Raw genomic sequence first — 12,504 nt, forward strand, 5'->3', positions numbered from 1 at the left:
ACGGCCGCGAAAGTGTATGGCGCGGCAATACGCCGCGCTATAAAAGGTTTGACGTGTTTACGTCAGAACCCTTTCATGGCGCTGAGCCTTCGAGCATTTCGTCGATCACGATGCGCAATTGGGGGCTTACCTGGGGAGGTGCATCCAGGTCGCCATTCGCATACCGCAAGTGCTGAATGGCTGCCTCAGCCTGCCCCTCAGGGTCTTGGTCAAGCACCAACGTCAGCCGCCCTTCCCGGAGCATTTGAGCATGCTGCACCGTCGCTTCGTGGCTGATCCAGACTAAACGTTGCCCATGCTCACACAGCGCACGGTGAACACCCGATGAGCCGCTGCCGGTTGTATAGAGCCCATGGATTTCACTACGTTGCTCAAGATATTCGCTGATCTCAGCAGCATTGAGATCGTCATCGTCAAAGCATTCGAGAGGCCCAATCACCTCGACCTCCGGGGCGCGCTCCGCCATGACCTCAAGGAACCCCTTCACACGCTGTTGGTGCGCGTGGTAGAGCAAAGAATTAGTCACCAGCAGCACCCGAGCCCCCTTCTCATTCTGCACCCATTGGCTCATCAACCGCCCAGCAGTTCGACCGGCCGCATGGTTATCGATTCCCACATAATTGGCCTCAGTCAGCCCCGGTAGGCTGCTGGTAAGCAGTACCACAGGCACGCCCGCTGCGATTTGCTTGCGTAAAGCCTCACGTACCTCTGGGGTGTCCTGTGCCACTACGATGAGGCCCTGACGGGGCACTACAGAGTTGCTGATCAGCTCCGGCAATTGCAGAGGATCTCGCTCCTGCCAGATATGGCGTTGCAGTACCAGACGGGACCGGTGCATCTCCGCCTGCCGGGCAAAGGCCGCTGCTAGCCTGCGAAAATGGTCGGTGGCACTATCCACCACCATTAGGTCGAATCGAAGCAAACCGTGGACCGGAGAAGGCAGTAACCTCTTTAGCCCTAGAGCCTGGGCAGCTTTAAGTACCTTCCGACGCTTGGCGTCGGAAACGCTACCACGCTCGTTTAGTACACGATCCACGGTACTTAGGCTGACGCCCGCCATTTGGGCAACATCGGCCATGCCTTGACGGCGGTCAGTTTTGTCCATGGCGAAACATCCAGTAACCAAAAGCGCGGAGTCTGCCATGACGAACGGGTTTCGCCTACTCCGCGCATTCACCACTAGTTCTAATCCGCTCCCTCAGCATTTACCGCTAGAGGCATGAGCTTTCTTGGCATCCAGCCGTTACGTATCAACCAGCCGTCGAGCGAAAACTTACCCGCGCCGGTGAACATCACGCCGACAAACACCACCATAAGCAGCATGACATATTCCCAGCCCCCGCCACCCGGCGATGCCCATGCATAACCGCGACTCCACTCACCACCAAACCCGACAGTGGCCACCAGGAAATAGATCAGGCTGAGCAAGGCGCCCGCCCTGGCGAACAACCCAAGCCCGACGCTGATTGCGCTGGCCAATTCAATCAAACCTCCCAAAACCACGAAGGCCGCCGCCGCCTCGCCCAGTCCGAATCCTTGGAAACCCGCCTCCAGTCGATGAAACCAATCGACACCCGCGAAGATTTTCTCGGAGCTATGACAAAGCTCATTGAGGCCGAAATAAAGGCGCACAAGGGTCGCTTGCCAAAGCAACGTTCCCAACCACGCCGTCGCTTTACCGCGGTTACGGCGCAGGTCGCTCAGCGCGCAGTCCACAAATTGCAGAAACAGGGGTACCGCAGCCAGGCTGGCGACCCAGACCATGACCTTGGCATCGTTCATTGCTGCCACGCGCCAAGCGATTAGAAATGGTAATAGCGATAAAAGAAATCCCGGCGCGAACACACGGGGCGTAATTAACAATGCACTGCACAAGGCGATGCAAAGCCAAAAAGTGCTCGCCCAAGCGGCGAAATCCGGCAGCGAATGGTTGACCCAACTGCAATAGATGGAAGCCAACAAGGTTGCCGCGAGGCCCAACACACTCAGTGCGTTAGGCATGACTGAAGGTTTGAGAATGCTGTAGTCAGTGGCGTAAGCGCCGTCGACGGCATCGAGGGTTAGCGCGGAATTGTTCATTTTCGGTCTCGATCACTCGTGGGGAGCAGGCAGAGTCGTTTCAAAGGCGCGCACTAGATCTGTGGCAAAGCGCTGCTCCTGGGCATCGCTGGCTCCACCGGCAACGCCTATGGCACCGAGCCGCTGACTATGCTGGCGGATGACTACACCAGCCACCGCCGGGAGAATGCCCGGAATGCTGCCTAATTGGAGGTTGTCCTTACGGGCCAGGTCGTAGAACACCACCGTGTCCACATCGTTGATGGCCGCAGAGTTGGCTTTTTTGATCGCGGCTTCGACGCAGCCTGGGGCTGCGCCATCCATCCGCTTAAAGGCCAACAGGTATCCGTTTGCATCTGCCACTGCGATGCAGGGGTGCACGCCCTCCTCACGCGCCCTGGCTACTGCCGTGTCGAGCAAGGAGGACGCTCCGCTCAAAGATAGGGTGTTTGCAGCCCGCAGCGAGGCCTCACCCGGCGCCGCAATTGCGCAAGGCGCAAGCAGCAGTGCGACGGAAAACGCGAAAGACAGGCGTGCAGTTGCTCGAAGCTCCAGTCGCAAGCTCATGGGTAATTCCTTTGCTTGAAGTAAGATGTGGGCCCTGCACTGTCCGGCGCAGGAGCCCTGCCGGGATCAGCGCAGACTTGCGGCCACGTCAACGGCGAGTTGCTGCTCGGTTAGGTCGGTCGCGCCGCTTACGCCCACACTGCCAATAACACTGTCGCCATGCTTGACCACAACGCCCCCGACCGCAGGAAGAATTCCGGGGATCGTGCCAATGGCCAGGTTTTCCTTGCGGGCGAGGTCATAGAACGTGATGGTGTTGATGGCAAATCTTGCGGCGGATTTTGCCTTGGCGATCGATGCTTCAACACAGCCGGCATAAGCCCCCTGCATGCGGGTGAATGCCAGCAGGTGGCCGTCGGCATCGGTAACTGCGATGCAGATTTTCATGTTGCGGCTGGCAGCGATGTCTGTGGCTTTTTGCGCGAGCTGCAACGCGGCGGCAGTCGACAGGTTTTGCTGGCTCACCACTGGGGCAGATGCGGTTTCTGCGGCGTGGGCAGGTGCGATTGCTGCTGCGATAAAAGCGAGGGACAAAGCGGCCATGGTCATTGTTGTTTTCATGGGTAAATCTCCTTGGTTTGATGACCTGTGCTCACTGCACAGGTCTGGCGGAAACGTTCGCGCAGGCAAGCGCTACCCGCGAGCACGATAGCGCTCGCAGCGTGGGTGGGTTTTCAAGAAAAACAGGCGTCGATGACGCCTGAATGAGAAGTTATTTCGCGCTGGTGGCCGGCACCTTCGCTCGCGTACCAAACGCTGCGGGCAACTGCACCTTGTAAACCATGAAGGGCGGCACGATTGCGTCCTTGCCTCCCGGGCCACGGTTCGAGGCCATGCGCGCGCTCTGAGGTACCGGGATGTACAGCTCACGCTGATCGGAGATGATCATTGCGTCCGGGTTCCAAAGCCGAGAATCCTGCGCTACTACACGTACCGTGCCATCCGGGGCAAGCGCGGTTACCCGAGGTTTGTCGTACTCACCGAGGAAAATATTGCCAGCGCTGTCCATCGCAGTGCCGGTAAGCGGACTAGTGTCGTAGACGAATTCAACTTTTTTAGCCAACTCCGCTTCGTTCACGCTGACGTCCCGCAGAGCTTTAGTCGGCACCCGCCATAGCGGCCCGCTCAATGGCTGGTAATACAGCCATTTACCATCCGGGCTCAATTCGATTGGGTCTGAATGCACCTGGTGGTCACTACCATCGGCAAGCAGTAATGGCTGGCTATTTTCGCCGAGTGGTCGGCGCTCGGGATTCATTTGTGTCGAGGGGTGCCCAGCCAGACGGCGCACGGCCTCACCGGTGCGCAAGTTGACCACGATGATAGCGCCCAGACCTGAGTCGGTTACATAAGCGTGCTCGCTGTCCAGGCGCAGGTCGTTGAGGTTGGCGCCTGCCGGCAGCACAGCTTCGGGCAGACTGATGCTGCGCAGCAGCTTGCCAGTGCGAGTATCGAACTGGAGGATTTTCTGCCCAGCGTTTACACCCTTTTTTCCAGCATCCTCACCCTGATCGATTGCCCAGAGCGTGTCATCGTCGAAGATATGGATAGTGTTGATCTTGACCAGCGCCTCGGCGTTGGGCTTGCCCGGCGCCCAGTCATTCCACTGCCCACCCGGAAATGGCTTGATGCTGCCATCGGGCATGACCTCGGCGATCGATGGTGTTTTTTCGAAACCCGGCCAGCGCGGCAGGCCGACGAACAAGCGCCCGTCAGAGGTGAGCGCCACGGCATTGCACAGCCAGTCCAGCTTGGCCACTTCGATCAAAGGCTGACCACTGGGAGGAATAGGGTAAGCATGGGCCAGCGAGGTGCAAGTTAGACCGACAGCGAAGCCAGCAGCGAGCAGAGCGCGAGAGAGTCGTCCTGAGGTAGTCATTATTGTTGTCCTTTACATGGAATGTTCTGAGCGTACTAGCGTGCGGTAGCGGGGTTTAGCGAGGGGTTGGCTTGGCCATCGTTCGAGTTTGCCGAAGTATCATCCGGACGCCGCAATGGCCCGACGACCACTAGGTAGCAGACAAACGCGCCGGCGGCATTTAGAGCGACGTAGATCAAGGCCCCATTGAATGACTGCATCGACTGCACCATGTAGCCGATCACTACCGGCGTGACGATGCCTGCCAAGCTGCCGAAGGTGTTGAAGATAGCCCCGTTCATACCGATGCTTTCTTTCGGCGACACATCGGCAATGATCGCCCAGCCCAGCGCCCCCATGCCCTTGCCGAAGAAGGCCAACGCCATGAATAGCACCACCAGTAGATCGGTCGACACGTAGTTGCACAGGATCATGCTCATCGACAGTGCCATACCGATGAAGATGGGTAGCTTGCGGGCCAGTGTCAGCGACAATCCCTTGCGTAACATCCAGTCCGAGAACATGCCGCCGCTAATCCCGCCGATAAAGCCGAAGATCGCCGGCACGGCAGCCATCAGCCCTGCGTCTAGCAGCGACAGACCGCGCTGCTGCACCAGGTAAACCGGGAACCAGGTCAGGAAGAAGAACGTCAGCGTGCTGATGCAAAACTGTGCCAGGTAGATACCCAGGAACATCCGCTGGCCTAGTAGGCTTCGGGCGCGAACCCAAGTGTCGCGCCAGCCCTGCCCCTGCGGTCGGCTACCGGCGTGTTCGCGCAGGCTGGCGCCGCCCAGGCGCATAGCTTCCCGTTCCACCGGCGTGAGCGTCGGGTGATCGACCGGGGCCTTGATGCGCCGGATGAACATCACGCCCATAGCTACCCCGGCCACGCCCATCACATAAAATACCCAAGGCCAACCCCAGCGGGTCGAGACCCAAGCCAGCAATGGTGTGAAAACAACAGCAGCGAAGTACTGGGAGGAATTGAAGATGGCGGTAGCGGTCCCTCGCTCAGCTGTGGGGAACCACATCGACACGATTTTGCTGTTAGCGGGAAAGCACGGCGCCTCGGCAGCGCCGACCAGAAAACGCAGGGCGAACACAGCTACGAATGCCAAGCCAACCGGCATCATCGCTACAGTGCCTATCAGGCCGGTGAAGACCGACCAGGCGATGATGGCAAGGCCCAGAACGCGGATGCTGCCAAAACGGTCGATTGCCAGGCCACCTGGCAGTTGCAGCATCATGTAGGCCCAGGCAAAGGCCGAAAACAACCAGCCCATCTGGGCATGGCCCAAGCCCATCTCATCTGCCAGGCTCGCGCCGGCAATGGACAACGTGGCGCGGTCACCTTGGTTGATGATCATCATCACAAAGAGCAGGAAGATGACTTCATGGCGCCGGTGCTCAGCGAAGAAGCGGCGCAGAGAATGTATTTTTTTCATTGTATTCTCGATACCGAATGGGCGGTGCGGCAGCAAGGTGCCGCTGCCTATCAGTCAGTTGGCTAAGGTTTCGCGAATGAGGATGTCCGCGCGCTTGCGCACTTCTGGCCGTAGGGCGGTGCCCAGGCCAGGCGCCGTAGGTGCCAAGGCAAAGCCAGCCTCTATCTGAGGCAACTGCGTCACCAGGTCGCCATACCAAGTTGCCAAAGAAGCCCTGACCACCTCTTGCAGTACGGCGGTGGGCGCATGTAGCCCGAGGTGCAAGCCCGCGAAGAGCGCCACTGGCCCGGTGCAATCGTGAGGTGCCAATGGCTTGTTGTAGGCCTGCGCCAGCGCGGCGATCTTGCGCGCTTCAGTGAAACCGCCGCACCACACCAGGTCGAGCATCAAGTAGTCGAGGCTGCCGGCAACCAGCAAGTCTCGGTAGGCCGTGCTGCCGCCCAGTGTTTCACTGGCGCAGATAGGAACCGAGGTACGGTTACGCAGGTCGGCCAACGCCTGGGCGTCGTCCATCTTGCACAGCGGATCTTCGACCCAATACACATCGAACGCTTCCAGCGCCTGACAGATACGCAACGCGGCAGTGGCGTCCCACAGGCTGTGCAATTCGCACATGATCTCGATGCGATCGCCAACTGCCTCTCGAATCTGGCGGAATGCCTCGCAGCCCTTGCGTACTTCTTCGAGGCTTATACTGTTGGCCCCCGGCTGGCGGGCGAATTGGTCGAACGGCCAGATCTTCATCGCCGTATAGCCTTCTTCCACCAGGCTGATGGCCAAGGCCCCGGCATCACGACTGAAGGCTACTTGGTCGTCATATGGGCCCTGCGCATGATCGGCCGCGCCGATCTCACGACGAGCACCCTGCTGAGTGTTGAAGTCGTAACCGGCACAGGTGTTGTACACGCGGATGCGCTCACGGCAAGCACCGCCTAGCGCTTCATGGATCGGGATGCCGTGACGCTGGCCCTTCAGGTCCCACAAAGCGATATCCACAGCACTGGCAGCCCGGATCTCTGCGCTTGCGCTGTGATAGCCAACATAGGGTGTGGACAGTTCAAGGGAGAGTGCTTCGATCTGCCGTGAGTCACGACCGAGCAATCCGGGTGCGATGAGTTCATGCACGGCCGCTTCTACTGTTTCGGCACCACGGAAGGTTTCGCCCAAACCGATCAGGCCCTCATCCGTCTCAATCTCTAGCCAAACCAACTTGGGGCGCTCGGGCAGGCGCAGGGTTCTAACGCAGGTGATCTTCGACATTGTTCTTGTCCTGAGTCCATTCCTCAAAATGGTATCGTTACCATTTCTTTTTAAAAACCTAGCGCACCGATGAGATCAGGACAAGAGTTTTTCTGAAAATTCTGGAGGGAAAGTGGAGATGTTAACGCTATCGGGAAGGGAAGCCAGTGCTGTCGCGCTGCACCAAGGTAAAGCCAATATCGACAGTTGAAGGAGCCGCTACCTGGCCGCCGAGGCGGTCCAGAAGTAGCCCAGCCGCAGTGTCGCCCATCAGCTTGCCGTCGATTCGCACGGTCGACAAGGCCGGGAAGGTATGTGCTGCAAAGGCCATGTCGCCGAAACCCATCACAGCCAGCTGTTCGGGTATTCGAATGCCTCGGGCCGCTGCCTCGGTGAGCACACCTTGAGCAATGGTGTCGGAAGTGCATACCACCACGTATGGCTCCTGCCCCTCTTCGCCCTGCGCCTTGAGCAACTCACTCAAGCCAAGTCGGCCCTGTTCCAATGTAGGTAAACCTTGCCATGTCTGCCGATGGACCGTAGTTACCCCCTGCTCGGCCAACGTGGCGATGAAGCTGTCGGCACGACGCAACCCGCGCGGGTCGTCTACGGCAAACAGCGCAAAATGCCGGTAACCCTGACCGGTCAATTGCCTGGCCACATCGCGACCGGCCTGCTCATGGGAGAAGCCGACCAGCATGTCGATCGGTTCTGCTGACAAGTCCCAGGTCTCCACCACGGGCACCCCAGCGGCGCGCAGGCGATTACGGCTGGTGCTGGTGTGCAGTGTACCGGTCAGGATGATGCCATCGGGACGGCGGCTGAGGATCACCTCCAGCAGCTCCTGCTCCTGCTCGCTCTGGTAGCCGGAGACACCCAGCAGCACTTGGTACCCAGCCTTGGCCAGCCGGTCGTTGATGGCCTGGAAGGTGTCCGAAAAGATCGGGTTGGTGACCATCGGCACCACCACCGCAACCAGCCGTGTTCGGCTGGACTTGAGCGAACCGGCCAGGCGATTGTGGACATAGCCCGTTTGCTCCATGGCCCTGCGCACCTTCAGCCGCGTGGGCTCGCGCACGGTGTCTGGCTGGTTCAGGTAGCGCGACACCGTCATCGGCGCAACCCCGGCCAGACGCGCCACATCGCTCAACGTGACCGTCGTGCGCCCCTGCCCCTTGCCTTCTGCGGCCATGACTGCCCTACCCCGTCAGCATCTGATTTTCAAGTCGGGCAAGAGTAGCCTGTGGAATTCTTGAAGGAAACCCGTCAAAACGGTCGTGGCATGTTTTGCATCGAGCGCCCTAGACTCGGCCCGCCAGTCTCGAAGCAATCGTGACGTAAGGCGTATAACAACAACGCAAGCGTTGCCAGAGGCCGGTGTGCCTGCACCCCACATGGCATGCGCACGTCCTGAGGATTATGGACATGAACCGACGTGAAGCCTTGATATCACTCGTTCAACTGAGCGCCCTTGGCGCTATCGGCAGCGCCAGTGCTGCCCTGCCTAGCAGTAGCCACCATGCTATTGGCACCCGCGCCGATGCCTTGCCACAGCCGGTCGCAGCTGGCGGCCTGACCTACCTCGCTCCCGTTGAAGCCCACGAACTTGCCGCAATCTTCGACCGATTGATCCCCGAAGACGAGTTAGGCATGAGTGCCAGTCAGGCAGGCTGTGTGACTTTCATTGATCGACAGTTAGCTGGTCCGTATGGCCAGGCCGCAAGCACTTATCGCCTTGGCCCATTCAGCCCGGGTACCGCCGAGCAAGGTCCACAGTTCAGACAAACACCTGCACAGCGCTATCGCGAAGGCCTGGAGCGCTTGGGGCAATACTGCCAGGCCAAGTACGCCAAGCAGTTCAGTGAGCTTTCGGGTGAACAGCAAGATGCCCTGTTGCAGGCCATGGAGGCCGGCGACACACGTTTGCCGGTCCCGCTGGACGCCGATTTTTTCTCCCTGATGTTGCAGAACGTACGGGAGGGCTACCTGGCTGACCCGATGTATGGCGGCAACCGCGACATGGTCGGCTGGAGGCTCATCGGCTTCCCCGGAGCGCGCTACGACTATCGCCCCTACATCCACCGCAAAGGTATGCCGCTCGACCTGGAGCCGGTGAGCCTGCTCGACAAGGCCGGCTGAGCAAGCAAGCGGACGCCCCTTTATTCGATTTTACGCGAGGCTGCCACGCAGCCCAGCCGGCCTCCGGCTGCTCGCGTTTCAAGGAAAGCATATGAAAACAACAAGACCTAAAGCGGACGTAGTCGTCATCGGCCTGGGATGGTCAGGCTCGGTGATCGCCGAAGAACTGGCACGAGCCGGGCTAAAGGTCGTGGCGATCGAACGCGGCGCTTGGCGCGATACTGCCACCGACTTCCCACCATCAGTCGATACCGACGAGTTACGCTGGGCAACCCGCAAGGAAATCCTCCAGCCACCCAGCCTGGAAACCTACACCGTGCGCAACAACGCCAACCAAGTGGCGCTGCCGGTTCGTGAGTGGAGCAACCTCACCCTTGGCAACAACGTGGGTGGGGCCGGCACACATTGGGCCGCTGCGTCGTGGCGATTCAATCCGTTCGATTTCCAGCCCTATAGCAAGACTGTAGAGCGCTACGGCAAACAGCAACTGGTGCCGGGTTTGCAGGTGCAGGACTGGGGGGTGACCTACGACGAACTGGAGCCGTTCTACGATCGCTTCGAACGGATCGCGGGTACCAGTGGCAAAGCCGGTGTGATTCAAGGCCAGGTAATGCCAGGCGGCAACCCGTTCGAGGGCTCGCGCAGCCGTGAATTCCCTACTCCGCCTCTAGTGCCCAGCCACTGGAACGATATCTTCAGCCAAAAAACCAGCGAGATGGGTTACCACCCCTTCCCAGTACCTGCCGGGACGATATCGCAAGCCTACGTCAACCCCCTCGGCATTCGCATGGGGCCATGCACTTACTGCGGTTACTGTCAGCTATTCGGCTGCGGCAACTGGTCCAAGAGCAGCCCGAATGCCTGCGTGGTTCCCGCGCTGATGCGCCATTCAAGCTTTGAGCTGCTGACCGAAACCGAAGTTCTGCACATCAACAAGTCGGCTGATGGCAAGACAGCCACCGGGGTTAGCTTCATAGACAAAAATGGTATACGCGGAGAACAACCAGCCGACATCGTCATCGTCGCTGCGTACCAGCTGGACAATGTGCGCCTGATGCTGCTCTCTGGAATCGGCGAACCCTACGATCCACGCACGCGTCGCGGTGTGATCGGTCGTAACTACAGCTTCCAGACGCTTTCATACGCCTATCTGTGGTTCGAGAACGAGCACCTCAACCCCTTCATGAACACGGGATGCTTGGCCATCCAGGTCGACGATTTCAACGCCGACAACTTCGACCATACGGGCCTGGGCTTCATCGGGGGGGCTGGCATCCAGTCGCTATCCAACAGCGGGCTGCCCATCGGGATGGCCGGGGTGCTACCTAAAGGGGCGCCCACCTGGGGCAAGGGTTGGAAGCAGGCGTTCAGGCACAGCTACCAGAACTGGGCAATGATCCAAGGGCAAGGGACCAGTTACGCCCACGAAGATGCCTACTTCGACCTCGACCCCACCTACAAGGACAATTACGGGCGCCCGCTGATGCGCATGACGTTCGATTACAACCTCAACGACAAGCGCTCGGGCGAATTCATCCGTCAGAAGTGCGAGCAGATTGCCCGGGAAGTCGGCGGCACGCGCATCGAGTCCTACAACTTCGCGGCTGATCACTACACCCCCTTCCGTGCCAACGATTCCTCGCACACCAACGGTGGGGTGGTCATGGGCACCGACCCACGCACCAGCGCACTCAACCGCTATCAACAGTGCTGGGCCGCACACAACGTGTTCGTGCTCGGCGCCTCGTCATTTCCCAACAACGGCGGCTACAACCCGACCGTGACCATTGGTGCCCTGGCGCTCTGGACGGCCAAGGCGATCATCGAGCAGTACCTGAAAAACCCCGGCCCGCTGGTTCAGGCGTGAGAACACCTCTATGTACAAGAAAACGATAGTTACAGCCTTGGCCTTCGTGACGTTGGCAGTGCTTGGCGGGGCCATATTGATCAATAACGATACGAGCGCAGACAACGTCGCAGACGATCGCACTACCGCGGCTGCGGGGCCAACAGCCGATTCGGCAGCTGCGGCCCGTGGTGCTTATGTCGCCACTCAGGCTGACTGCGCCGCCTGCCATACCGTCCCGGGAGGCAAAGCTTACGCAGGTGGTTATGGACTGAAGACACCGTTTGGGGTGATCTACTCAACCAACATCACACCGGACCGCAAAACGGGCATCGGCGACTGGACCGAAAGGGACTTCTTCCGGGCAGTGCGCCATGGCCAACACAAGAACGGTCAACTGCTATACCCCGCCATGCCTTATAACGCCTACGTGAAAATTAGCGATGCCGACATGCATGACCTTTGGGTCTATATGCGCACGCTTGAGCCTATTGAGCAGCAGGCCACTTCCAACACTCTCGGTTTCCCGTACAACATCCGACTGAGCCTTCTGGGCTGGAACCTGCTCTTCTTCGACAACGCGCCATTTACCGTTCACCCGGAAAAATCCAAGGAGTGGAATCGTGGACGCTATCTGGTGGATGGTGCGGGCCACTGCGCCGCCTGCCATACGCCAAAGAATCTGCTGGGCGGCGACACGAGTGATTATCTTGAAGGTGCAGAGCTGCTTGGCAGCTACGCTCCGGAGATCACCGGCGACCCCTACCGTGGTCTGGGCAGTTGGAGCAGCGAGCAGATTCAGACATACCTCAAAACTGGCTCGAATCATCAGGCAGTCGCGTCCGGACCGATGGGAGAAGCCATCGAATTCTCGACCCAGCACCTCCACGACCAAGACCTCGCAGCTATTGCTGACTACCTGAAATCTCTGCCAGGGTCCGGCACCACTGCGCCCAAAGTGGTGGAAGCATCCGCTCCACAAATGCAGCGAGGCGCACAGGTCTATGAGCACAACTGCATGGCATGCCACAACGTGGCAGGCGAAGGGATAAGCGGCATGGTGACGGGGTTTGCGGACAATCCGGGCATTCGCACGCCTAGCGGCTCAAACCTGATCGCCACGGTACTAAAAGGCGGCAAGGCGGTGGCCACCGAACACAACGTGACCGGTGCTGGCATGCCTTCATTCGATTGGAAACTGAATGATGCAGACATTGCTGCCGTGCTTACCTATGTACGGAACAGCTGGGGCAATGCCGCCCCTGCGATTGAGTCGAGCCAGGTAGAACGGGCAAGGGGGACCTTAGGGGCCGCCATGCAAATGCATCGTCAGTACTGACAGGGAAGACGCT

At 59.3% G+C, this 12,504-nt stretch carries 11 protein-coding genes; 3 read left to right on the forward strand and 8 right to left on the reverse strand.

All coding sequences use genetic code 11. The features are described from left to right. Positions 1 to 73: 73 nt before the first annotated feature. The 8 genes from QQ992_RS17240 to QQ992_RS17275 form a co-directional block, all read right to left on the reverse strand. Positions 74 to 1,105, reverse strand: coding sequence for a LacI family DNA-binding transcriptional regulator (locus QQ992_RS17240; protein WP_286110439.1), 1,032 nt, complete (start codon positions 1,103 to 1,105; stop codon positions 74 to 76). An 80-nt stretch (positions 1,106 to 1,185) separates the two neighbouring features. After that, positions 1,186 to 2,079, reverse strand: coding sequence for a DoxX family protein (locus QQ992_RS17245; protein ID WP_286110440.1), 894 nt, complete (start codon positions 2,077 to 2,079; stop codon positions 1,186 to 1,188). Between the two features lie 12 nt (positions 2,080 to 2,091). Continuing rightward, the gene (locus QQ992_RS17250) at positions 2,092 to 2,625 is read right to left on the reverse strand and encodes a GlcG/HbpS family heme-binding protein (RefSeq protein ID WP_286110441.1); all 534 of its coding nucleotides are present in this window, start codon (positions 2,623 to 2,625) and stop codon (positions 2,092 to 2,094) included. 66 nt (positions 2,626 to 2,691) lie between these two features. Beyond that, positions 2,692 to 3,186 (reverse strand): GlcG/HbpS family heme-binding protein, encoded by a 495-nt coding sequence (locus tag QQ992_RS17255; protein WP_286110442.1) that lies wholly within the window; start codon positions 3,184 to 3,186, stop codon positions 2,692 to 2,694. Between the two features lie 151 nt (positions 3,187 to 3,337). Then, the gene (locus tag QQ992_RS17260; protein ID WP_286110443.1) at positions 3,338 to 4,504 is read right to left on the reverse strand and encodes an L-dopachrome tautomerase-related protein; all 1,167 of its coding nucleotides are present in this window, start codon (positions 4,502 to 4,504) and stop codon (positions 3,338 to 3,340) included. A gap of 35 nt (positions 4,505 to 4,539) precedes the next feature. Further along, positions 4,540 to 5,928: an MFS transporter gene (locus QQ992_RS17265; RefSeq protein WP_433963121.1), complete on the reverse strand. Its 1,389-nt coding sequence runs from the start codon at positions 5,926 to 5,928 to the stop codon at positions 4,540 to 4,542. 54 nt (positions 5,929 to 5,982) lie between these two features. Then, on the reverse strand, positions 5,983 to 7,188 hold the full coding sequence (locus QQ992_RS17270) for a mandelate racemase/muconate lactonizing enzyme family protein (RefSeq protein WP_286110445.1): 1,206 nt from the start codon (positions 7,186 to 7,188) through the stop codon (positions 5,983 to 5,985). Positions 7,189 to 7,315: 127 nt separating this feature from the next. Further along, a complete protein-coding gene (locus QQ992_RS17275) occupies positions 7,316 to 8,359 on the reverse strand; it encodes a LacI family DNA-binding transcriptional regulator (protein WP_286110446.1) in 1,044 nt (347 codons plus the stop codon). A 233-nt stretch (positions 8,360 to 8,592) separates the two neighbouring features. Between QQ992_RS17275 and QQ992_RS17280 the strand changes: the two genes are divergently transcribed. The 3 genes from QQ992_RS17280 (at position 8,593) to QQ992_RS17290 (ending at position 12,491) form a co-directional block, all read left to right on the forward strand. Then, positions 8,593 to 9,306 carry a gluconate 2-dehydrogenase subunit 3 family protein gene (locus QQ992_RS17280; RefSeq protein WP_286110447.1) on the forward strand — a complete coding sequence of 238 codons (714 nt, stop codon included), beginning with the start codon at positions 8,593 to 8,595 and terminating at the stop codon, positions 9,304 to 9,306. Positions 9,307 to 9,397: 91 nt separating this feature from the next. Beyond that, positions 9,398 to 11,173 (forward strand): GMC family oxidoreductase, encoded by a 1,776-nt coding sequence (locus QQ992_RS17285; protein WP_286110448.1) that lies wholly within the window; start codon positions 9,398 to 9,400, stop codon positions 11,171 to 11,173. Between the two features lie 10 nt (positions 11,174 to 11,183). Beyond that, positions 11,184 to 12,491, forward strand: a complete 1,308-nt coding sequence (locus QQ992_RS17290; protein ID WP_286110449.1) for a c-type cytochrome — start codon at positions 11,184 to 11,186, stop codon at positions 12,489 to 12,491. Positions 12,492 to 12,504: the final 13 nt, after the last annotated feature.

Source organism: Pseudomonas kurunegalensis (assembly GCF_030291635.1).
In the GTDB taxonomy this organism is placed as follows: Bacteria; Pseudomonadota; Gammaproteobacteria; order Pseudomonadales; family Pseudomonadaceae; genus Aquipseudomonas; species Aquipseudomonas monteilii.

Excerpts from the sequence above, each read along its gene's own strand:
- QQ992_RS17280 (WP_286110447.1), top strand. The coding sequence starts at position 8,593 with ATGAACCGACGTGAAGCCTTGATATCACTCGTTCAACTGAGCGCCCTT.
- QQ992_RS17265 (WP_433963121.1), bottom strand. The coding sequence starts at position 5,928 with ATGAAAAAAATACATTCTCTGCGCCGCTTCTTCGCTGAGCACCGGCGC.
- QQ992_RS17260 (WP_286110443.1), bottom strand. The coding sequence starts at position 4,504 with ATGACTACCTCAGGACGACTCTCTCGCGCTCTGCTCGCTGCTGGCTTC.
- QQ992_RS17250 (WP_286110441.1), bottom strand. The coding sequence starts at position 2,625 with ATGAGCTTGCGACTGGAGCTTCGAGCAACTGCACGCCTGTCTTTCGCG.
- QQ992_RS17245 (WP_286110440.1), bottom strand. The coding sequence starts at position 2,079 with ATGAACAATTCCGCGCTAACCCTCGATGCCGTCGACGGCGCTTACGCC.
- QQ992_RS17285 (WP_286110448.1), top strand. The coding sequence starts at position 9,398 with ATGAAAACAACAAGACCTAAAGCGGACGTAGTCGTCATCGGCCTGGGA.
- QQ992_RS17270 (WP_286110445.1), bottom strand. The coding sequence starts at position 7,188 with ATGTCGAAGATCACCTGCGTTAGAACCCTGCGCCTGCCCGAGCGCCCC.
- QQ992_RS17255 (WP_286110442.1), bottom strand. The coding sequence starts at position 3,186 with ATGAAAACAACAATGACCATGGCCGCTTTGTCCCTCGCTTTTATCGCA.
- QQ992_RS17290 (WP_286110449.1), top strand. The coding sequence starts at position 11,184 with ATGTACAAGAAAACGATAGTTACAGCCTTGGCCTTCGTGACGTTGGCA.
- QQ992_RS17240 (WP_286110439.1), bottom strand. The coding sequence starts at position 1,105 with ATGGACAAAACTGACCGCCGTCAAGGCATGGCCGATGTTGCCCAAATG.
- QQ992_RS17275 (WP_286110446.1), bottom strand. The coding sequence starts at position 8,359 with ATGGCCGCAGAAGGCAAGGGGCAGGGGCGCACGACGGTCACGTTGAGC.